Source organism: Corynebacterium ammoniagenes DSM 20306 (genome assembly GCF_001941425.1).
Classification (GTDB): domain Bacteria; phylum Actinomycetota; class Actinomycetes; order Mycobacteriales; family Mycobacteriaceae; genus Corynebacterium; species Corynebacterium ammoniagenes.
Genome location: NZ_CP009244.1, coordinates 345,849 through 368,240 on the forward strand (window position 1 = coordinate 345,849; position 22,392 = coordinate 368,240).

The window sequence follows — 22,392 nt, forward strand, 5'->3', positions numbered from 1 at the left end:
CGTGCGTTAACTTTTGGGTGGTTTACGGAACAGTTCCGTAGCAAGTCGTACACAGCTTGCAAGGCAGAGCGAAAGGACTCGAAATGCAGTTTCACTACGAGGGATACAGCACCGGCGACCCATTGCAAATGCGTGCCGAAGGCAGTGGTCTCAACCGTCCCGACGAACTTCCAGATGTCATGGATGTACTCGTTGTGGGAGCCGGCCCTGCCGGAACAATTGCTGCGGCGCAGCTGTCGCGGTTTCCGAATGTGACCACGCGTCTTGTCGAACGCAGCGATCGCCGCTTGGAGTTGGCCAACGCCGACGGCGTGCACTCTCGCACAATTGAGACGTTCCAGGCCTTTGGTTTTGCCCATGAGATCTTGGCAGAAGCCCATGAGATCACCGATATGGCTTTTTGGAAACCAGATTCTGACAATCCCAGCCAAATCGTTCGTGATACCAGTACCCGCGAATTGCCGCAGCACATCAGTGAATTCCCCATGGCGCTGTTGACCCAGACTCGTATCATTGACCATTTCAATCGGTTTATGAAAAATGCTCCCACCCGAATGGAGCCGGACTACGGCTATGAATTCGTGGGCTTTACGGAAGCAGAAGCCCCAGACAACGTGGAATATCCAATTACGGTCACTCTGCGTCGAACTGCAGGCCCAAACGAGGGTAAAGAAGTAGTCGTGCGCACCAAGTACCTCGTGGGTGCAGACGGAGCGCGCAGCCAAGTTCGCAAGTCCTTGGGCTACCGACTGCAAGGCAAGCAGGCCAACCACGCGTGGGGCGTCATGGACATTCACGCAAACACAGACTTCCCGGATGTTCGCAAAAAGTGCACCATTAAGTCTGACTCCGGTCGCACCATCTTGCTCATCCCGCGTGAGGGAGGATACCTATTCCGCTTGTACGTGGACCTAGGCGAAGTCCCCGATGATGGCAGTAAGGCAGTGCGCAATACGCCACTGCAAGAGGTCATTGATACCGCCAATGAGATCATGGCCCCTTATACGGTGGACGTGAAAAACGTGGTGTGGAATTCCATCTACGAGGTCGGACACCGCGTTGCCGATCACTTCGACGATCGGGTCTCCGATAAGACGACAGGTGAGTGCCCACGTGTGTTCATAGCCGGCGATGCATGCCATACCCACAGTGCGAAGGCCGGGCAGGGCATGAACGTCTCCATGCAGGACGGCTTTAACCTGGGCTGGAAACTAGGCCACGTTGCCAGCGGGAACAGCCCGGAGGAGCTGTTACAGACGTATGCGGAAGAACGCGAAGATATCGCGTATAAGCTCATCGAATTCGACAAGAATTGGTCGTCTCTTATGGCCAAGCCCTCCAGTGAGATGGGCAGCGCGCAAGACTTGGAAGATTTCTACCGCGCCAACTCTGAGTTCAACGCTGGGTATATGACGCACTATGAACCATCAACAATCACCATGGATGGACGTCATCAAGACCTAGCCCAGGGATATCCCATTGGCCGACGCTTTAAATCAGCCATGGTGGGACGCGTGTGTGATCTCATTGAAACCCACCTGGGCCACCAAGCAAGTGCCGATGGCCGTATTCGGACTTATGTCTTTGCAGATGCGGACGCATTAAGCAGTAAAGATTCCACGTTGCACCAGTGGGCAGCGTGGGCAGATAAGAGCTTGGATCCAGAGCTTGTCGATGCCAAGGTGGTCTATCAAACTCCTCACACCGAATTCGACGTCTCGTCTGTGCCTGACGCGTTTAAACCTGCGGTTGGAGTACTGGGACTTACTAACCTTGAGAACTCGTTTGGCATCACGGCGGATTCTGACATCTTTGACCAGCGGGAGATCTCCCGCGATGGCGTGGTCGTGGTGGTACGCCCTGACCAGTACGTCTCGGGCATCTTCCCGCTGCATGACACAGCGGGACTGGAAGATTTCCTCAAGGCATACTTTCCACAGATGACAGGCGCCCAGCAGCCCGAAACGCAGTCTGAGGCTGTGCTGAGCTCTATTTAGAGCATGCGCGGGACAACCTTGCCGGTGGGGTTGCGCGGGAGTTCATCGCGAAAGTGCACGTCGCGCGGAACGGAGTGATCGGCGAGGTTGTCGCGCACGAAGTCGCGGATGGCGTCATCGGTAAGCGAATTGCCTGCCTCGTCGTCGCTGCGGACTACCCAGACTGCCACGCGCGCGAAGGTGTCTTCATCGTCGACGCCTTGCGCGTGCACGTCTTTGATGCCGGGCATTTCTTCTAAGATTTCAATGACCGATTGTGGGTGAACATTTTCGCCACCGACGATGATCATGTCATCGGCACGGCCCACGACATGGAGGTGGTTGTCTTCATCGATGAAACCTAAATCACCGATGGAGACAAGCCCCTCATTCTTTTTCACGTGCTTATTCGGGTTGGTGTAGCCAATGAGTGCGGTTTCATTAAAGAGGAAGATCTCACCGATTTCCCCGCGCGGCTTTTCCCGGCCATCTTTGCCGAGGATGCGCAGCTTGGTGCCCGAGGCAATCTTGCCGGCGGTGGTGGGGTCTTGTGCTACTTGCTCGGCAGTTGCCGCCGAGGCCAGCGCGAGTTCGGTGGAGCCGTAGGCATTGCACAAGATAGAACCGAAGCGGCCTTGGACTTCCTTGACTAGCTGCGGGGAGACCGCATTGCCGGCAGAGGCGATGAACTTCAACGTGGAAGTGTCGTATTTTTTCTCCGGGTCGGCCTGAATCATCTGCTTGTAAAAGACCGGGGAGGAGACCATGCCCTCGAGCTCATAGCGCTCGATGTCATCTAAGACGGTTTCCGGGTTGAAGATGCGGTGGGTGACCAAAGTATTGCGCGCGCCCAGGCCAAGGTTGACCGCTGCCCAGCCCCAGGTGTGGAACATGGATGCGGTAATTTGCACCTTTTGATCCGCACGCCAGGGAATGGTGCCCATCAACGTTGCTACCACCACCGGGAAGACCGGTTCATTGCGCATGATGCCCTTGGGGATGCCCGTGGTACCCGAAGACATTAAGACGATCACGCCGTGGCGTGGAAACATCGGTAGTTTCACGTTTTTAACCCGCTCGGGGTGCGCGACGATGTCTTTCATCAACGGGTAGTTGTGCTCGATGACCTCATAGGTTTCAGTGCCAGTGCCTTCCGATGCAGTGTCGAAACCAATGATGACCGGGATGTCATCTAATAATTCCGTGGGCATGCGGTCGGCAAATTCATCATCGATGATGAGGACATTAATGCCGCATTCTTTAATGGATCCGGCAAGCTGTTCTTTAGACGAGCTGACGTTGAGCAGGTAAATCGATGCTCCCACGTAGCCTTTCGCCGCCATAGGCGTGACGATGCCGCGGCCATTGCGCGCCATTACCCCCATGTGGATCTCATCGAGTCCCAGCGTGAGCAAATACTTCGCCAAGGTTCGCGAATCGTTGCGAAGTTGGCGGTAGGAGATAGCCCCGGTGTCATCGATAAGCGCAATGCGTTCGGGGCAGGTGGCATAACCTTGCTCCAATTCGCGCGCAGTTGTCAGGCGATAACGCGCCAGGTTCGCTGGTAGTACCGCAGTTGCTTTTAGTCCATGAGCTCCGATAATCCCGGAATTCACCAACGCTGGTACTAGCTCAGCTACCCCCTTGGCCTGGAACATTATTTCCTTAATGCCCTTGGGGGTAAGAAGTGCTGAAACATTTAGAGCCATAGCTACGATGAAGTCCTTAGAATTGAAAATAAAAGTAAGAGTGTTATTCCCTGACAGGAGTATCGCTCCGAGTCGCCTGGACGTTTCCTAAAGTGGCTGGAGTGACAAATGTTAATAATGATGTTTAAATTACCTAACCTACGCTAGCGAATATAGTGTACTTTTGTCGGGGAACACAACATAAATGAGGAATCGAAGGCTAAAGACATTGAAGAAACTTCGCACATTACTCGCCGCGGCGCTCATGGCGCTGACTGTTATCGCAGCTCCTACCGCCTCGGCGGCCGAGCGAAACCTTGTTGCCTTCGGCGACTCACTGATTGCTGACCCCAGCGCTGACGTTTATTTGTCTACACGTTTGACGTCTTCGACTGGCAACGGTGCCAACTGCCCATCGGGCTATAACTACGCCCAGCGTACGGCAGATAAGCTTGGCCTTCCTGTCCGGGATTTTTCTTGCTCTGGTGCAGTGTCGATGTCCCCAGGGCCACAAATTTCCACCCAGGTTGATACCGCATTGCGCACGGGCGCACTGAGCCCTGCAACCGAGCGCGTCATCTTTACCTCTGGGTTTAATGACACCTATAACAACAGCAACCTATCGCGTCAGCAAATGCGCGATCGCTTTGTGCGCACCACCGCGCCACAGATTGAGCGCATCAAGCAGGCTGCACCGAATGCGCGCATTCAGATTGTTGGTTACCCAACCATCGGCTCCGGCGACTACTACTGCTTGGTCCACGTAACCTCTAGCCCGTCTGATTCCACCTACTTGCCACAGATTCGTAACTGGGAAGACTCTGCGCAGTGGATGCAGGTTGACCTCGCGAACGCCACCGGCACCGAGTTTGTTGACTTAAAGGGTGCAACCCGCAATAACGGCATGTGTGCCGATGCTGGTCAGCGCTACTACGCCGGCCTGATTGATTTCACCGGCGGCAGCGGCAACCTGCCCATCCACATCAACACTCGTGGACATGAGGCCTTGTCCCATATCTTGGCCGGTAGCTAAACAACGAAACCAGTTCTATCGCTCCCACCCTGGGGTTTTTCTAGGGGGTGGGAACGATTTTTATTTTGCCGCCAGAAGCTAAATTTTTAGATAGTCTGGCCACATGAGCGAAACAGTAACTGGAGTAATCGCCCGTGAAAAGGGCGCAGAAGTAGAAACCGTAAACATTGTCATCCCAGAGCCAGGACCTAATGACGTTATCGTCAAAATCCAGGCCTGCGGCGTGTGCCACACAGACTTGGCTTACCGCGATGGCGATATCGAAGATGCCTTCCCATTCTTGCTGGGCCATGAGGCATCCGGCATCGTGGAAACCGTCGGTGAAGATGTCACCCACGTTCAAGAAGGCGACTTTGTCATCATGAACTGGCGCGCCGTGTGCGGCGAGTGCCGTGCATGTAAGAAGGGCGACCCAAAGTACTGCTTTAACACTCACAACGCTTCTAAGAAGATGACCTTGGAAGATGGCACGGAGCTTACTCCAGCGCTGGGCATTGGCGCTTTCGCGGACAAGACCTTAGTCCACGAAGGCCAGTGCACCAAGGTTGACTCGGAAGCAGATCCAGCAGCGGCTGGACTCCTCGGCTGCGGCATCATGGCAGGGCTCGGTGCAGCGGTCAATACCGCTGATATCCAGCGCGGTGAATCCGTCGCCGTCTTTGGCCTGGGCGGCGTGGGCATGGCAGCGATTGCCGGTGCCAAGCTGGCTGGCGCAAGCAAGATTATTGCCGTTGATATTGACTCCAAGAAGTTGGACTGGGCTAAGGAATTTGGGGCAACGCACGTTATTGATTCCTCCAAGTTGTCTGGCGAAGGTGACGACTCTGAGGTAGTCGCGCAGATTCGTGAGCTAACTGATGGCTTCGGTACCGATGTCACCATTGATGCCGTGGGCATTATGCCAACGTGGCAGCAGGCGTTTTACTCCCGCGACCATGCGGGCCGCATGGTGATGGTCGGCGTTCCCAACCTCACCTCACGCATTGATATCCCCGCGATTGATTTCTACGGCCGCGGTGGTTCCCTGCGCCCAGCGTGGTACGGCGACTGTCTGCCAGAGCGTGATTTCCCCACGTACGTCGACCTGCACCTGCAGGGCCGTTTCCCACTGGATAAATTCGTCTCTGAGCGCATTGGCATCAATGATGTGGAAGAAGCCTTTGGCACGATGAAGGCAGGCGACGTCTTGCGCTCGGTCGTGGAGATTTAAGACATGGATCTACAGCTTCAAGATCAAGTAATCCTGGTTCTCGGCGGTAATGGCACCATCGGCGCCGATGTCGTCAAGGTGCTGCAAGCGGAAGGCGCCACGCCCGTGGTGGCCTCACGCAGCAGTGAATTATCCATCGATGCCGCAGACGACGCCTCGGTGCGCGCCGGCATTGATGCCGTTGTGGAAAAGCACGGCCGCCTCGACGGACTCGTGGTCTCATCCGCCCCATCTGCGCAGACATTAAGCGCGGATAAGGCTGATGATCCACAACAGGTTATCGACGCCATCGACGGCAAAGCCATTACCTTCTTACGTGCGGCCAATGCCGCGTTGGATGTCATGCGCAAGCAAGGCTATGGACGCGTTATTGCGCTGTCTGGCATGAATTCCTACGTCACCAACAACACGACGGCAACGGCGCGCAATGCTTCGCTGAACGTGATTGCGAAGAACCTCGCTGACCAGCACGCGGGCAGCGGGATTACTGTCAACGTGGTGAGCCCGGGATATGTCATCTCCGACGAAAACGCGGAGGTTGACCGCGCTAATGGTCAGACCTCGCTGCGCGAAGTGGCAGATACCATCGTCTTTTTGCTCTCGCCCAAGATGGCGTCAATCTCCGGGGAGATCATCTCCGTGGGCCACAAGGCGAAGGGAGTCATTCTTCCTTAATCCAGCTCCATCAAGCGATGCTCTATGAAGCAGCGCGAACATCTTGAAAATCTAGATTCCTGTTAGCACCTGTGAAAGAACCCTCGTGGCTTTCACACAGAGAAAGGCAGATCCATGAAGATTGAAAAGTTAGTTACCTCCGGAAAGTTCCGTCTCGATGGCGGCGAATGGGACGTGGACAATAACGTCTATATCCTCGGCGGCAAGGGCGGTGTCTACATCATTGACCCCGCGCACAATGCTGAAGAAGTCATCGACGCAGTCGGCGACCGCCCAGTTCGCGGCATCATCTTGACCCACGCGCACAATGACCACTGTGAGCTCGCACCACAGCTGTCTGAGCACTACGGCGTGGAAGTACACTTGCACCCCGAAGATGACATGCTGTGGAAAGAAAGCAATGGCGATGCAGCCTACGTTCCATTGGCAGATAACCAGCAATTTGAGCTAGATGGGGAAACCATCACCGTCTTCCACACCCCAGGTCACTCACCTGGTTGCGTGGTCCTCCACCTGCCACAGGACAATGTATTGCTCTCTGGCGATACCTTGTTCAACGGCGGTCCTGGCGCAACGGGGCGTAAGTACTCTGACTTTGATGTCATCATCGAATCCCTGCGCAACGTGGTCTTCAACTTGCCGGGTAATACCAAGGTCTACCCAGGCCACGGCGATGAGACCACCATTGGTGCTGAAGCAGCGCGTATCGATGAATACGTGGAGCGCGGCTACTAAGTAGCACAAGCAAGCGTTAAAAGGCCGTATGGCCTTTTAACCTTCGCGGGCTACGGTGTGTAAATATGCACCGTAGCCCGATTTTTCTAGCGGTTTCGCCAGCTCATTTAATGCGGCCGCGCTAATGAAACCTTCGCGGTATGCGGCAACTTCCGGCGAACCAATGACCGCACCGGTGCGCTTTTGTAGGACTTCGACATAGGATGAGGCCTCGGACATGGAGTCCACGGTGCCGGTATCCAGCCACACATCGCCGCGCAGCAAGCGTTTGACGTGGAGTTTTCCTTGTTGCAGATAAGCGTCGTTGATGGCGGTGATTTCCAGCTCGCCGCGGGCAGAGGGCGCGATGGTTTTAGCGATCTCAACCACTGAGTTGTCGTAGAAATACAATCCCACCACCGCGTGGTTGGATTTCGGTTCGGTGGGTTTTTCCTCGATGGACAATGCCTGCCCGGCGTCATCGAATTCGACCACGCCGTAGCGCTGCGGATCAGAGACTTCGAAGGCAAAGATGATGCCGCCTACAGGATTGCGGCACTCCGATAGGGCTGTGGAAAAGCCGTGGCCGTCAAAGATATTATCGCCAAGCACGAGCGCGACATCGTCATCACCGATGAAGTCCTCGCCGATGATAAATGCCTGCGCCAGGCCCTCGGGCTTGGGCTGCACGGCGTAGCTGAGCATGATGCCCAGCTGGGAGCCATCACCTAATAAGCGCTCAAAGGCTGCGGAGTCCTCGGGCGTGGTGATGATGAGAATCTCGCGGATTCCTGCCTGGATCAACGTTGATAGCGGGTAGTACACCATCGGCTTGTCATAAATCGGCATCAACTGCTTCGAAATGCCTTTGGTGATGGGATACAGGCGCGTGCCAGACCCGCCGGCGAGGATGATTCCTTTCATAGCCATAAAGCCTAGCGTCTAGCTTTCCAATAAGGCGAGATACAAAGCCAGCGAGGAACGCCAATTGGACGGCTTAAATCCCGTAGCTTCAATCTTGGTCAGATCCAAAGTGGAGGCAGCAGGACGCAGCGCTTCTGGTGCCGGGGCAGGCTGGTTGTTCTCTGTTGCTTGTTGTACGCGGTGCTCGTTGTACTGCGCGGTGCTAACCGAGTGGACTTCGGTGGGGTCATGGCCCATGCCGATAAACACCGCCATGGCGATTTCATCGCGTCCTACCGCGTCACCGCCGGAGGTCAGGTTGTATACGCCATAGTCTGCGCGGGTATCAAGCAAATGCTTGATACCTTTGGCTAAATCTTCGGCGTAGGTCGGACGGCCAATTTGGTCATTGATCACTAGAGGTTCAATATTGCGCTGGGCAAGCGATGCCATCGTGGACATGAAGTTATTTCCTTCACCAAAGACCCACGCGGTGCGGATGACATAGCGCCGCGGTGCCGTTTGCGCAGCGGTATCGCCCGCGGCTTTCGATGCCCCATACGCCGATAACGGGGAGGGAAGCTCAGCCTCGGTGTGGACCTCTTGGGTGCCGTCAAAGATGTAATCGGAAGACACGTGCACGAAGGTGAGGTTATTTTCCGCAGCGATTGCTGCCAGGCGCGCCGGGGCAGTGGCATTGACTTCCCACGCGTCGGCGCGGTCAGTTTCAGCACCATTGACATCGTTGTAGGCAGCGCAGTTGATAATCGCGTCGTAAGAACGCCACGGGCGGGCGGTCGCGATATCTGCAGCGGTGATATCGAACTCGGTGCGCGTTGTGAATTCCACGTGTGCGGCATTTTTATACACCGCGCGCAGTGCGCGGCCCAGCTGGCCATCAGCACCGGTGACCAAAATCTTCCGCGGCGGCATCGGAGTGACATCGACAAGCTGTGGGTGCGCGCGGTCTTTTTCTGAAATCTCTGTAGGCGTTAGCGGCCAGTCCACCATGTCGAGGTTAACCGCGGTGTACTGCGCATCCGGGGACCAATGATCGGAGACCAGATAGGAATAGACGGTATTATCTTCTAAGGCCTGGAAGCCATTAGCTACCCCGCGCGGAACAAAGACGGCCTTATCCGGTCCAATTTCGGCATGCACCAGCTGGCCGTAGGATGTAGAACCTTCGCGGAGATCGCACCACGCACCAAATACCTTGCCGTAGGCGATGGAGACCAACTTATCCCAGGGCTCCGCATGCAGACCGCGGGTAACGCCGGCGGAGGCATTAAAAGACAAGTTGTGCTGCACGGGTCCAAAGTCCGGTAAGCCAGCCTGGCCCATGGTGGTTCGTTGCCAATTTTCTTTGAACCAGCCGCGGTTATCACCGTGGACATCGAGGTGGATAATGCTCAAACCATCGATATCGGTGGATTCAATGTGCACGCAGAAACTGCCTTTCTTTGTCGGTCATGTCCTAATAAAGCGAAAAACTACTGGCCTTTGGCGGCGTAGGTGGATTCCACATCGTCCTTGGCGGTCTTCCACCACGCGGTGTGCTCGGTGTACCAAGCAATGGTTTGCTTCAGCCCGTCGCGCAGGTTGGTGTATTGCGGCTGCCAGCCCAACTGCTCACGCAGCTTGGAGGCATCCATGGCATAGCGCTGATCGTGGCCGGGGCGATCAGCGACGTGTTCATATTGCCCGGGGATGCCCATGAGCTCACAAATTAATTCAATGACCTCGCGGTTATTAATATCTTGCTGGTCAGCGCCGATATTGTAAGTTTCGCCAAATTCTCCGTGCGCTAAAATCTCCAACACCGCCAGGTTATGATCATCGACGTGAATCCAGTCGCGGACCTGCTCACCCGTGCCATACAGCTTGGGCGTGCGCCCATCTAAAATATTGGTAATCTGCCGCGGGATGAACTTTTCAATGTGCTGATAGGGCCCATAATTATTAGAGCAATTAGACACGGTCACCTGCAGCCCAAAAGACCGTGCCCACGCGCGCACCAGGTGGTCAGAGCTGGCTTTGGAGGCAGAATATGGAGAAGACGGCGCATAGGCCGTGGTCTCTGTAAACGTGGTGGGAGCGCCGATTTCTAAATCGCCAAAGACTTCATCGGTGGACACGTGGTGCAGATACACCGAATGTTTGCGGGCAGCTTCTAATAAAACATAGGTGCCCATAATATTCGTCGTGATAAACGGAGAGGGGTCGTGCAAAGAATTATCGTTGTGAGACTCCGCCGCGAAATGCACAATGACATCGGTCTGCGCCACCAGTGAATCCACCAGCGCGGCATCAGTAATATCGCCGTGGACGAAGGCAGTTTGGGTGCCAGCGAGGTTATCCCGGTTGCCGGCATAAGTTAGCTTGTCGATGACAGTGACCTGACACTTCGGCCACTGCTTTTCCACGAGGCGCACGAAATTTGCGCCAATAAAACCTGCGCCGCCTGTCACCAACATGCGGGAGAGAGTCCGCGGGGTATCAGACAAGGCGGAGCGTGCCGATAAATGAGAAGTGCACATGAGGTCTAAGTCTACCGCCGCTGGCTACCGCCGGTGATAGCCGACGGGCTTAGGCAGGGAACTTCGGCAGGGGTGTGTGGTTGAGCCAGGCATCGGAAAGCCTTGCGATCTCATCTAGTGCGACCCCAGCTTCGAGCGCGGCATCATCCATGTGGCCGAAGAAGTCTTTCGGCGCCACGGTGCTGTTGCGTGCCTGGTGGAGGTAATTGCGAACCGCTGTAAAGAAGGCCTCATCACCTAATGCGCGGCGCAGCGCGTGGATGGCAATGGCACCGCGTTTGTAGACGCGATCATCAAACATATCGCGCGCGCCGGGATCAGCCAGCAGGAGATCTTCGTCCTTGCGGCTGAGCACCAAGTAGTGGCTGCGGGCGAGATCATGCGCGGTTTCTGAGCCTTTGTGCTCGACCCAGAGCCATTCGCAATAGCAGGCGAAACCTTCGTTGAGCCAGATATCTTTCCATTCGGCAATGCCCACGGAGTTACCAAACCATTGGTGCGCTAATTCATGGGCGATCAAACGCTCAAAGCGATGATTGCCCATGATGTGGTTGGAGCCGAAGATAGAGAGCCCTTGTGCTTCCAGCGGGATTTCTAACTCATCTTCGGTGATAACCACCTGGTAATCGGGGAAAGGGTAGTCCCCGAAGAGGGATTCAAAAAAGTCCAGCATTTCCTGCTGTTGTTTAAACTCTTCCATCACCCGCGCGCGCAAGTGACTTGGGGCCCACGCGGTGGTGTTGCGTCCGAGCTGGAATTTGCTAAATTCTCCCACCTGTATGGTGGCCAGGTACGTCGCCATGGGGCTATCGACGCGGTAGTGCCACTCGGTGGTGCTATTGCGGTTTTTCTTGGACACGAGCGTGCCATTGGAGATGACAGTGAAGGGATCATCCGCGGTGACGCGAATATCGTAAGTCGCTTTTTCGCCCGGGGTGTCATCACACGGGAACCAACTGGGAGCGCCATTGGGCTGTGAAGCAACGAGTGCGCCGGCTTCGGTTTCTTCCCAGCCGATTTCTCCCCACGTTGTTCGGATGGGGCGCGGGTTGCCGCCATAGCGCACGGTGAGAATGAATTCTTCGCCGGCTTCAATGACCTCATCGAAAGTAATGCGAATCTTGCCGCCCGACTGCCGAAAGCGCGTGATTTTGATGTGCTTATTCGCGGAGAGCCGACGCGTGGCCATCGCACCGCCCAGGTCAAGGGTGAGTTTGTCTAAGTCTTCCACGGTGCGAATGTGCAGCTTAGCCTCACCGGAAAGCAGGTTCGGCATAACCCGGTAGACCAAATCAAGCTCATAGTGCTCGATGGAAAAACCAACGTTGTAATCAACGCCGGTATAAGGATCGGTATATTCCCCGGACAAACGCCGAAGGGCGGTAGAAAGCAGCGACTTCATGATGCTGCAATTCTACCGCCCTTCAGGTAACTACCTAATTAGGTGTTCCTTGGACGAGAAGTTCCTCTGACTAGAAGAGGGCCTTTTCAAATACTGGCCAAGACTTCTCCAGGTCTTCGCGCCAGCCTGGCCAGGAGTGGGTGCCGGTGTCGCGGAAGTTGTAGGTCGCCGGGATGTTCTGGCTCTTCAACTTAGCTTCCAAGTTGTGAGTGCAGTGGTTAACGGCAGCTTCGATGACGCCGCCTTCAATCTGCAAGGTAGCTGCACCAACAGAAGCTGCAGCCGGGTTAACACCCTGACCGGTGTAGTAGGAAGGCATATCGGTCTCACCTGGCAGGCCATTGCCTGAGGAGATGTACAGTTCGGTGCCACGCAGCTTGTCAGAGTTCATCAAAGCATCGTTGTAGCGGTTCTTTTGAGAACCCATTGGGCCCCACATCTGCTCTGGCTCGCCGCCACCACGGTTTACAGTCAAACGCAGTGCCTCATACTCAAATGGCGCAGCGGTTGCTGCACAGCCTGCGAAAGAGCCGACTGCGTCATAAAAGCCTGGGTTGTGCTGAGCAAAGAGCAAGGACGAAGTAGCAGACATGGACATACCAGCTACCGCGCGCTTGTTATTGGCATTTAGGTGCGCTTCGAGTGGGCCAGGAAGCTCCTTGGTCAAGAAGGTCTCCCACTTTTGTGGGCCCTTCAAGTAGCTCTGGTTCGGGCTGACATCCCAGTCGGTGTAGTAGGAGAACGCACCGGCCTGTGGGACAACAACGTTGACATCCTTGTCAGCGTAGAACTCTACTGCTTCGGACTGGTTCAACCAGTCCGTGTCCTGCTCCGCACTACCTGCACCGTTGAGCAAGTAGATGGTAGGGCGATCAGGGTTTTGTGCCTTGATAACAGCAAGCGGGACAGCGCGGCCATCCATAGCAGGGGAGGTAGCTTCCAGCTTCAGTACGCGATCATCATCGGCGTACTTTTGGTACCACTTTTGGCCTTCAATTTCCTCGGTCGGCGTCAATTCGCGGACCTCAGAAAGCTGGGTATCTCCAGCAACCTGTGCAGGGGTTAATTCTGCTGCCGATGCTGCTGGTACAGCCAGCATGGCGCCTGCGACGGCAACGGTCGCGGCAAGTGATTTCATGCGTTTCATATTCTAAATTTTTCCGTTCTGTGTGATTCGGGAAAGGAAGCTGAGGTTAATTGTCTGATAGATCGAGGCCGCGCGCAAAAGTTGGCCACGACTCTGATAGATCCTTGCGCCACCCGGGCCACGAGTGGGTACCGGTGGGACGGAAATTCCAGTCCGCGGAAACACCCAAAGAATCCATCTTTGCCTTCAAATCATGGGTACAGGAATTGGCAGCTGCCTCAATGATTCCGCCTTCGATGATAAGCGTCGAAGAGCCCTGCGCCGCAGCTGACAGGCCTAAGTCTGCAATCTTCGACGATCCCATATCGGTCATGCCCGGCAGGCCAGAGTTTGACGAGACGTACACCGCGGAGCCCCGCAGATTTTCTGCGTTGACCAGTCCATCGTTGTACACGTTGTACTCGCCACCTTGCGGACCCCACATTTGCGTGGTATCGCCGCCACCGCGGTTGACGGTGAGATTGGCAAATAGGTTAGGAAATGGCCGTGATGTTGCAGCACACCCAGAAAATGACCCGACCGCGTCATAGAAACCTGGATTGTGCTCGGCAAGCACCAGCGCGGACGTTGCCGACATGGACATGCCCGCGATGGCACGCTTGCCATTGCCATTAATCGCGGATTCCAAGGCCTGTGGCAGCTCCTTGGTCAAGAAGGTTTCCCACTTGATGTTTTCCTGCCAGAGGTAATTGTTTTCTGGCGACTCCACCCAGTCGGTGTAATAGGAGAAAGCACCAGCCTGTGGGATAACGACGTTCACGCCTTTATCCTGGTAGAACTCGATGATGTTTTCTTCATCTTTCAAGTCCGAATAGGTCGTGGCAGTAATCCAGTCCATGCCCTGCTCGGCGCCACCAGCGCCATTGAGCATGTAGACGGTTGGACGTGCTTCATCAAACGTTCCATCCGGGGTAATCACCGCCAATGGAACTTCAAAGTCCATCGATGGGGAATAAGCATTAAACCCCTTGACACGCTCGAGCCAGTCCTTTGCACCGTCAGCGTTTTCATGGGTGTACACGCGGTGCATCCAGGTTTCCTGAAGCGGAACTTTCTTGCCCGCATCCCGGTAACCTTCCATCTTCTCTTCGATATCTAATCCAGAGATGACAGCCTGGCCTTGGGACGCTTCTACATCGAAAGTTTGCGGAGATTCGGTCTCCGAAGGCTCCTGCTCATCGAAAAGCTCGCCTTCGGCAGCATCGTCCGCGAATTCTTGCAGGGCATCAACCGCCGCTGCATCATCACCGTCAGTGGCGATGTAATCGCGGTCCTCATCTTGGATCGGCGCATCAGCGGCATCAAGCTCCGCAGTGCGCTCAGTGACATTCTGGCCATCTTGCGCGATAGCCGGCAGAGCAAACACGCCTGCAGACAGCGTCAAAGCCGCCGTCACAGCAGTTACATTGCGCAAAAGTTTCATAAACCAATGCTTCCTCGTGAATGGATGCTGACACCAAGGCACGGCGTCGAAAAGACGCCAAGTCTTTCGTATCAGAAGCCAGAAAACAATTATGAGCGAGATAATAATCCGCTGCTTAGCTATCGCCAGATGCCAGACTTTCGTTAGCAGAACTTAAGTTCCAACAGCTCAGAGTGGCCATCAAGTCCCGCTGAGCGGAGTTTCCTTAAAAGTTTTCTAAAGCAACCTGCAAAGCAGCTATTAATCATCGAACGGGCACAGCTTATCAGTAGTTCCGCCAGATTGCTGGTACTGGAGTGACAAATATGTCATAATCTTTTTCAAGCACCTTGCAGTGCGTAGGTTGAATATAGAAGAAAACTAGTCCGTCTACCTAGGCTTATAGCAATGATGCGGCTTGGGTGAGAGCGGGGCGCAGCCGGTAGTGATTGCCTGGCATTTTTCTGTATTGAACGTGCGATGCTGGCGACAAGGGCTTTGTCGTGCAGTTGGTAACAACCCGGACATCTCGACCGTTAGTAGTAGATGTCAGCGCGAAAACTTGTAGTCCGGTGTGAATCTGGCAGCCAGCTGAAACCTGAGATAGGTTACATCCGGTAAGAGAACTCGCCCCGTTATGTCCAAATCACATGAAAGAGCAGCACAATGAACTTTATTGATACCTTGATCGTCGCCTTTACCACCGCAATCGGCCCATTTGTGCACATGGGTTCCGCTGCATCTTCTAACCTCGCGCTTCTTTTCGGCTGGATCTAAGTCTGCGCCTTCATTTGAAGTACCCGAGGTAGCGACCTACCTCATTTTGGGGCTATCAGTGCCCACTTACCACCCAGCATTGCTGGGTGGTTTTGGGGTTTTGCCCCTTTTACATTCACAATGCGCTGTCGAAACGGGATTTGTGCGCGAATAAGTGATCCCGATGCAGACATTTGGGTACCGATTTAAGTACCCTAGTAGGCGTGACTAATGAACATTATGACGTAGTAGTAATCGGTGCGGGCCCTGGTGGCTACGTGTCCGCCATTCGTGCAGCACAGCTGGGCAAGAAAGTCGCAGTTGTAGAAAAGCAGTACTGGGGTGGTGTTTGCTTGAACGTGGGCTGTATTCCATCCAAGGCACTGCTTAAGAACGCTGAGGTGGCATACACCTTCAACCATGAGGCCAAGGACTTTGGTATCTCCGGTGATGTGAGCTTTGACTTCGGTGCAGCGCACAAGCGCTCCCGCAAGGTCTCCGAGGGGATCGTCAAGGGCGTTCACTACCTGATGAAGAAGAACAAGATTACCGAGATCGACGGTCTGGGAACTTTCAAGGACGCAAAGACCCTCGAAATTACTGAAGGCAATGATCAGGGTAAGACCATTACCTTTGACAACGCCATCATTGCTACCGGCTCGGTAGTGCGCTCCCTGCCTGGCGTGGAAATCGGTGGCAACATCGTTTCTTACGAAGAGCAGATTCTCGATGGGGAAGCGCCAAATTCCATGGTTATCGTCGGCGCTGGCGCCATCGGCATGGAGTTTGCTTATGTCTTGGCTAACTACGGTGTGGACGTCACCATCGTGGAGTTCATGGACCGCGTTCTTCCGAATGAGGATAAGGCTGTTTCCAAGGAGATTGCGAAGCAGTACAAGAAGCTGGGCGTAAAGATCTTGACCGGCTACAAGACCACCTCCATCAAGGACAACGGCGATGATGTCACCGTTGACATTGAATCCAAGGATGGCTCCAAGACGGATACCTTGACCGTGGATCGCTGCATGGTCTCCATTGGTTTCGCACCTCGCACTGAGGGCTTTGGCCTGGAAAACACCGGCGTGAAGCTCACCGAGCGCGGCGCAATCGATATTGATGATCGCATGCGCACCAACGTTGATGGCATCTACGCTATCGGTGACGTTACCGCGAAGCTGCAGCTGGCTCACGTGGCAGAAGCACAGGGCATTGTCGCAGCAGAGACCATCGCTGACGCTGAGACCCAAGAGCTGGGTGACTACATGATGATGCCTCGCGCAACATTCTGTAACCCACAGGTTGCGTCCTTCGGCTACACCCTGGAGCAGGCAAAGGAAAAGTTCCCTGACCGTGAGTTCAAGGAATCCACCTTCCCGTTCTCCGCTAACGGCAAGGCAGTCGGCATGAACGAAACCGCTGGCTTCGTCAAGCTGGTTGCTGACACCGAATTCGGTGAGCTAATTGGTGGCCACATGGTAGGCGCCAACGTGTCTGAGCTCATGCCAGAGCTGGCCCTCGCGCAGCGCTTTGATCTGACCGCAGACGAAATCAGCCGCAGCGTTCACATCCACCCAACGATGTCTGAGGCAATGAAGGAAGCTGCCCACGGTATCGCTGGACACATGATCAACCTGTAAGTATCTCCATCTGAGATTTCTACATGATCGCTTTCAGGGCGGTGTACTCCACTTAGTGGGTACACCGCCCTGAGTCGATCGTATAGCTAGTGTGAACGCTTAGGGGCTCTTCCGGTTCTAGAGTGTATCGGTGAGTTCTGACCGGGTTGGGTGCGGCAGATTGGTAAACGAGCCTCTTGTCGGTGATGGTTTAGGTGTCGAATCTATCCATTGACCAACAAGGGGCTCTTACTCGTGGGTTCTACTAGTAATGTCATCGCTGACACCATCTGCCGCACCGCAGAACTAGTTCTAGCGATTACCGGCGCTAGCGATCCCGGCGAATACACACTGATCGAAGCAGACGCCACCGCCTATATCGATAGATGTCCTACCTGCGATAACACCGGTATATTTCGTGACCACGTGCTGCGGACGTTAATGAATCTGCCTATTGTTGAATTCCCTACCAGGCTGCATGTGCGCCTGCCGCGCTATCGCTGCACGATGAGAGGCTGTCGGGTGAAGTTCTACCAGGCACAACTAGCGTGCGCCGAAGCCAATAAATAGGTCATCCACCGGGTCACCCGCTGGATATTACAACGCCTCGCGGTTGACCGTATGAGCATTTCCGCGACTGCGAAAACGCTCGGCATCGGCCGCGTTTTAACCTGCCAGCTAGCAATCGATATGTGCCGTGAGCTGGTCTATGACGACCCCGTACATCTAAACGGTGTCCAAGTTATCGGTGCCGATGAGTATAAATGGTCGCACAACCGACAAGTTCATGGGTCAGGCTTTGTGACCGTCAATGTTGATATGCCCCGCCATTACTGCGATAGCACGTCCCCAGCGAGGTTGCTTGATGTGGTGAAAGGCCGCAGCGCCGATGCACTGCGAGCGTGGCTTGCACACCGAAGCCCAGCATTTCGTCATCAGGTACGCATTGCGGCGATGGATGGATTCCAAGGCTATGCCACCGCGAGTAAAGAACTTTTACCCCGCGCCAAGCGGGTTATGGATCCATTCCATGTCGTGCGCTTGGCCGGTGACAAGCTCACCACATACCGGCAACGACTCCAACGTGAGAAATACCAGCGTCATGGACGCATACACGACCCGTTGTATAAAAACCGGAAAACCTTGTTGACCACGCAGAAATGGCTAGCGGAGAAACAACAAGCCCGCCTGGATGAAATCTGGGCCTACGGCAATTACTACGGGGCCATTAAAAATGACGTGGCTGGCCTACCAGGGCATTATTGACTGCGATCAGATGAGTGACAAACGCAAGGCCAAAGCCCGCATGCGCGAGATCATCGACTCATTGTGTGCACTCAACAACGCGAATAAAGAACTTGCACAACTTGGCCGCAGCCGCACTAAACGCCTTGGTGATGTCCTGGCATTTTTCGACGTAGGAGGGGTATCAAACGGATCCTGTTGAAGCTATCAACGGGCGCTTAGAGCATCTCAGTGGCATCGCGCTCGGATTTCGCAACTCAACCACTACATCCTGCGCAGCCTCATCCACTCCGGACAACTCACCCACAAAATCAATGCACTCTAAAACCGGAAGAGCCGGTAATGCGTTTGTATCAGTGCCGCCTGTCGTAATCCTAGGACCGGCACACAATCTCGGTTGGCTGAGTTTTGGTGTCGTTATAGCAATAAGTGATAGCAGGTTCTATGGGTCTATTCTGAAACGGGAAGTTCAAATACCTGCGGAGATTTCACTATTCCTATACTGTGAATAAGGATTTGATAAGTTCCTCACAGGTATTTTCTAGGAGAGCTTAATGCTGTCACGCCTCATAAGTCCACTTCTCAGTTTAGTCGTGATATTCACGATTTTCAGTGCGCCGTCCCCTGTGTTAGCGCAATCTCTACCCAAGTCGGAACCTCTATCTCCGGTGACTGAACTTAGCGGTGAAAATTCATCAGGCCAACAACCGGATTCGCAAGATCTTCTCACCGAGAGGATTGAAAGTCCAATACTTCCCGATTGGGCTAAAGAGCCTTACGGTGAAATTGTAGAACCAGAATTGCCTCCAGATGAGACATTTGATTGGTCGCCTACTGACTCTCCAAACCGCACCGTGGTGGCAGGTCAAATGCGCAGCGATTATGAAAGGATTCCAGAAGGGTTTACTAAGGAAGAGGCGGATCTCGCGGAGGTGAAGGAGGCACAGATTGAGCAAGAGACAAGTACGAGATTGAATTCGACTACAGGATGTCAAGTGTACTGGCCTTCGCCTTATGAAGTTTGTGGTGCAATTCGCATTCTCTATAATTCAATTGGCGGTCCCCGAAGTTTCCTAACTTTTCCCAAAAGTGGTGAATTGAAGAACCCCGATGGTGTCGGTCGGAGAACTGAGTTTGTAAATGGGTTCATATATTGGCATCCAACCCATGGAGCTCATACAGTTAGTATTCCTGCGACAGTTGTGTGGTCTGCTAATGGGTGGGAACGTGGGCATTTTGGTTACCCAGTAACTAATGATATTGCGCTTGGCGACGGCTGGTTTAAGCAACAGTACGAAGGCGGTTACATTTATACGCGAAATTCAGTTCCAGCAGTTCAGGCCGGAATTCAAGGCCGAATCTATGATAAATGGGCTGAACTTGGTGCTCAGGAGAGCTCTTTGGGCTATCCAATTGCGAGTGAAGAGGATATGCCAGACGGGATTGGAAAGTACAGTCTGTTTCAGCAGGGCATGATGATCTGGCACCCACAACATGGGGCGCACGCCATAACTGGTGATGTGCTACTTCAGTGGGTGTATTCGGGAGTCGTTGCAGAATCGATGGGGTACCCTACTGATGATCCGTTGGATTTTGAAGACAGTTGGAAGAAGCAAGAGTTCGAAGGAGGGGCAATCTATGGTAATCAACTCGACGAATTCTTTCCTGCTTTCAACCCAAACTCTGGCGAAGGTTTTGAGGCGTCAATGTTAAGAAGCCCAAACAGTGCTGGAGGCAACGACTATACAGACAAGATTCTAATGCAATCGAAGGATGGATGCGACGAGGATATTGTTCTGCGTCGTGGATGGTATAACCCTGAAGCTGGCCGTGGAGGTCCATGGGGATATGACAAGATTGTTCATAAGCATGGAATTTGGAGTATCTGGTCAATTAAAACAGTTCTCGAGAATTCATGCGTTAATAGGAGGGAAGGAGACGATGCGGTTTACGAGGAAATGGTATATGAAGTCGAGTGCTCCGACCCGGCTTGTGCAGTATTCCGCCCAACAGGAGAAAGCTTCCAATATCGAGCGATAAAAGAAACGACGATCTACATTGGTGGTGCCACAGAGACTCGAGGAATTAAGACCCTTTATCCGGTACGTAACACAGGTACACACGGCAACAGTGACGTAGCACCTCGATGGTTTAGTACACAAATTCCTACGCTAAATCTATGGTAATGCGACAACTAGAACCCTTCAATGTCCGCAAGATGGCCGAATATGTTGACGGGCTCCTGAAACGCCAACTGGAAAGCGAGAATATCTATATTTGGCGAGGTCGAAGGCATATACCAAAGCTTTCTACAGCAGCAGTTTGGTGGATGAATGACGAGCTGTACACGGTCATAAGAATTGAAACAGAAATGGGAATTGCCTACGTCGGCTATATTTCAAATCTGATTTTGGTAGAACCTGGAAACTTCGAGGTTAGTTTAGAACAATTCAATGCCCAACAATTGTGGTCGGGACAACTTGCCGGAGACTATCTTATAGGTGCTGCTAGGTTTGATGACCAAGATCTAATTGTTTGGAAAGCTGCTGAGGATTCAGACAGGGCCCCGGCTACCTGGCAGGAATTACATTGCAACTTGCGTGCGGAAGCACAGATTTGGCTTCCAGGTTAAGGGAGAGATTGCGGATAGGGTTTGTGATCTGGGAATCTGAAAAATCGTTCGAGGGTCTGGCGCGACCGGGGCAGGACCTCTTACTGGCTCTTCCGGTTTTAGAGTGCATTGATTTTGTGGGTGAGTTGTCCGGAGTGGATGAGGCTGCGCAGGATGTAGTGGTTGAGTTGCGAAATCCGAGCGCGATGCCACTGAGATGCTCTAAGCGCCCGTTGATAGCTTCAACAGGATCCGTTTGATACCCCTCCTACGTCGAAAAATGCCAGGACATCACCAAGGCGTTTAGTGCGGCTGCGGCCAAGTTGTGCAAGTTCTTTATTCGCGTTGTTGAGTGCACACAATGAGTCGATGATCTCGCGCATGCGGGCTTTGGCCTTGCGTTTGTCACTCATCTGATCGCAGTCAATAATGCCCTGGTAGGCCAGCCACGTCATTTTTAATGGCCCCGTAGTAATTGCCGTAGGCCCAGATTTCATCCAGGCGGGCTTGTTGTTTCTCCGCTAGCCATTTCTGCGTGGTCAACAAGGTTTTCCGGTTTTTATACAACGGGTCGTGTATGCGTCCATGACGCTGGTATTTCTCACGTTGGAGTCGTTGCCGGTATGTGGTGAGCTTGTCACCGGCCAAGCGCACGACATGGAATGGATCCATAACCCGCTTGGCGCGGGGTAAAAGTTCTTTACTCGCGGTGGCATAGCCTTGGAATCCATCCATCGCCGCAATGCGTACCTGATGACGAAATGCTGGGCTTCGGTGTGCAAGCCACGCTCGCAGTGCATCGGCGCTGCGGCCTTTCACCACATCAAGCAACCTCGCTGGGGACGTGCTATCGCAGTAATGGCGGGGCATATCAACATTGACGGTCACAAAGCCTGACCCATGAACTTGTCGGTTGTGCGACCATTTATACTCATCGGCACCGATAACTTGGACACCGTTTAGATGTACGGGGTCGTCATAGACCAGCTCACGGCACATATCGATTGCTAGCTGGCAGGTTAAAACGCGGCCGATGCCGAGCGTTTTCGCAGTCGCGGAAATGCTCATACGGTCAACCGCGAGGCGTTGTAATATCCAGCGGGTGACCCGGTGGATGACCTATTTATTGGCTTCGGCGCACGCTAGTTGTGCCTGGTAGAACTTCACCCGACAGCCTCTCATCGTGCAGCGATAGCGCGGCAGGCGCACATGCAGCCTGGTAGGGAATTCAACAATAGGCAGATTCATTAACGTCCGCAGCACGTGGTCACGAAATATACCGGTGTTATCGCAGGTAGGACATCTATCGATATAGGCGGTGGCGTCTGCTTCGATCAGTGTGTATTCGCCGGGATCGCTAGCGCCGGTAATCGCTAGAACTAGTTCTGCGGTGCGGCAGATGGTGTCAGCGATGACATTACTAGTAGAACCCACGAGTAAGAGCCCCTTGTTGGTCAATGGATAGATTCGACAC

Annotated in this window: 15 protein-coding genes and 2 pseudogenes; 9 read left to right on the forward strand and 8 right to left on the reverse strand. The window is 53.9% G+C overall.

Going from position 1 to position 22,392, the window contains the following annotated elements; all coding sequences use genetic code 11:
* Positions 1 to 83: 83 nt before the first annotated feature.
* Positions 84 to 1,997, forward strand: a complete 1,914-nt coding sequence (locus tag CAMM_RS01720) for an FAD-dependent monooxygenase (protein ID WP_003846165.1) — start codon at positions 84 to 86, stop codon at positions 1,995 to 1,997.
* On the opposite strand, the gene CAMM_RS01725 is transcribed toward CAMM_RS01720, so the two are convergent.
* Positions 1,994 to 3,685, reverse strand: a complete 1,692-nt coding sequence (locus CAMM_RS01725) for an AMP-binding protein (protein WP_003846166.1) — start codon at positions 3,683 to 3,685, stop codon at positions 1,994 to 1,996. The genes CAMM_RS01720 and CAMM_RS01725 overlap by 4 nt on opposite strands.
* A gap of 184 nt (positions 3,686 to 3,869) precedes the next feature.
* On the opposite strand from CAMM_RS01725, the gene CAMM_RS01730 reads away from it, so the two are divergent.
* The 4 genes from CAMM_RS01730 to CAMM_RS01745 all read left to right on the forward strand — a co-directional run bounded on the left by CAMM_RS01730 (position 3,870) and on the right by CAMM_RS01745 (position 7,317).
* The gene (locus tag CAMM_RS01730) at positions 3,870 to 4,697 is read left to right on the forward strand and encodes a GDSL-type esterase/lipase family protein (RefSeq protein WP_003846168.1); all 828 of its coding nucleotides are present in this window, start codon (positions 3,870 to 3,872) and stop codon (positions 4,695 to 4,697) included.
* 103 nt (positions 4,698 to 4,800) lie between these two features.
* Positions 4,801 to 5,907, forward strand: coding sequence for an S-(hydroxymethyl)mycothiol dehydrogenase (locus CAMM_RS01735; protein WP_003846169.1), 1,107 nt, complete (start codon positions 4,801 to 4,803; stop codon positions 5,905 to 5,907).
* A gap of 3 nt (positions 5,908 to 5,910) precedes the next feature.
* A complete protein-coding gene (locus tag CAMM_RS01740) occupies positions 5,911 to 6,582 on the forward strand; it encodes an SDR family NAD(P)-dependent oxidoreductase (RefSeq protein WP_003846170.1) in 672 nt (223 codons plus the stop codon).
* Between the two features lie 114 nt (positions 6,583 to 6,696).
* A complete protein-coding gene (locus CAMM_RS01745; RefSeq protein WP_003846171.1) occupies positions 6,697 to 7,317 on the forward strand; it encodes an MBL fold metallo-hydrolase in 621 nt (206 codons plus the stop codon).
* A gap of 36 nt (positions 7,318 to 7,353) precedes the next feature.
* Here CAMM_RS01745 and rfbA read toward each other — a convergent pair whose 3' ends face one another.
* The 6 genes from rfbA to CAMM_RS01775 all read right to left on the reverse strand — a co-directional run bounded on the left by rfbA (position 7,354) and on the right by CAMM_RS01775 (position 14,711).
* The gene (gene rfbA, locus CAMM_RS01750; protein WP_040354794.1) at positions 7,354 to 8,220 is read right to left on the reverse strand and encodes a glucose-1-phosphate thymidylyltransferase RfbA; all 867 of its coding nucleotides are present in this window, start codon (positions 8,218 to 8,220) and stop codon (positions 7,354 to 7,356) included.
* Positions 8,221 to 8,238: 18 nt separating this feature from the next.
* Positions 8,239 to 9,645: a sugar nucleotide-binding protein gene (locus tag CAMM_RS01755; protein WP_003846174.1), complete on the reverse strand. Its 1,407-nt coding sequence runs from the start codon at positions 9,643 to 9,645 to the stop codon at positions 8,239 to 8,241.
* A 47-nt stretch (positions 9,646 to 9,692) separates the two neighbouring features.
* Positions 9,693 to 10,676: a dTDP-glucose 4,6-dehydratase gene (rfbB, locus tag CAMM_RS01760; protein ID WP_003846177.1), complete on the reverse strand. Its 984-nt coding sequence runs from the start codon at positions 10,674 to 10,676 to the stop codon at positions 9,693 to 9,695.
* Between the two features lie 112 nt (positions 10,677 to 10,788).
* Entirely contained in the window at positions 10,789 to 12,141 is a 1,353-nt protein-coding gene (locus tag CAMM_RS01765; RefSeq protein ID WP_003846180.1) for a M1 family metallopeptidase, read from the reverse strand.
* 70 nt (positions 12,142 to 12,211) lie between these two features.
* The gene (locus CAMM_RS01770; RefSeq protein ID WP_003846181.1) at positions 12,212 to 13,288 is read right to left on the reverse strand and encodes an alpha/beta hydrolase; all 1,077 of its coding nucleotides are present in this window, start codon (positions 13,286 to 13,288) and stop codon (positions 12,212 to 12,214) included.
* Between the two features lie 46 nt (positions 13,289 to 13,334).
* Positions 13,335 to 14,711 carry an alpha/beta hydrolase gene (locus CAMM_RS01775; protein WP_003846182.1) on the reverse strand — a complete coding sequence of 459 codons (1,377 nt, stop codon included), beginning with the start codon at positions 14,709 to 14,711 and terminating at the stop codon, positions 13,335 to 13,337.
* 959 nt (positions 14,712 to 15,670) lie between these two features.
* Here CAMM_RS01775 and lpdA point away from each other — a divergent pair.
* From lpdA to CAMM_RS01795, 4 genes and pseudogenes are all read left to right on the forward strand, one after another.
* Positions 15,671 to 17,083 carry a dihydrolipoyl dehydrogenase gene (lpdA, locus tag CAMM_RS01780; RefSeq protein ID WP_003846183.1) on the forward strand — a complete coding sequence of 471 codons (1,413 nt, stop codon included), beginning with the start codon at positions 15,671 to 15,673 and terminating at the stop codon, positions 17,081 to 17,083.
* 234 nt (positions 17,084 to 17,317) lie between these two features.
* Positions 17,318 to 18,632, forward strand: a pseudogene (locus CAMM_RS01785) (ISL3 family transposase).
* Between the two features lie 343 nt (positions 18,633 to 18,975).
* Positions 18,976 to 20,493 (forward strand): LGFP repeat-containing protein, encoded by a 1,518-nt coding sequence (locus CAMM_RS01790; protein ID WP_232051021.1) that lies wholly within the window; start codon positions 18,976 to 18,978, stop codon positions 20,491 to 20,493.
* A gap of 32 nt (positions 20,494 to 20,525) precedes the next feature.
* Positions 20,526 to 20,939 carry a hypothetical protein gene (locus CAMM_RS01795; protein WP_147581026.1) on the forward strand — a complete coding sequence of 138 codons (414 nt, stop codon included), beginning with the start codon at positions 20,526 to 20,528 and terminating at the stop codon, positions 20,937 to 20,939.
* Positions 20,940 to 21,037: 98 nt separating this feature from the next.
* Here the strand turns inward: CAMM_RS01795 and CAMM_RS01800 are convergent.
* Positions 21,038 to 22,352, reverse strand: a pseudogene (locus tag CAMM_RS01800) (ISL3 family transposase).
* Positions 22,353 to 22,392: the final 40 nt, after the last annotated feature.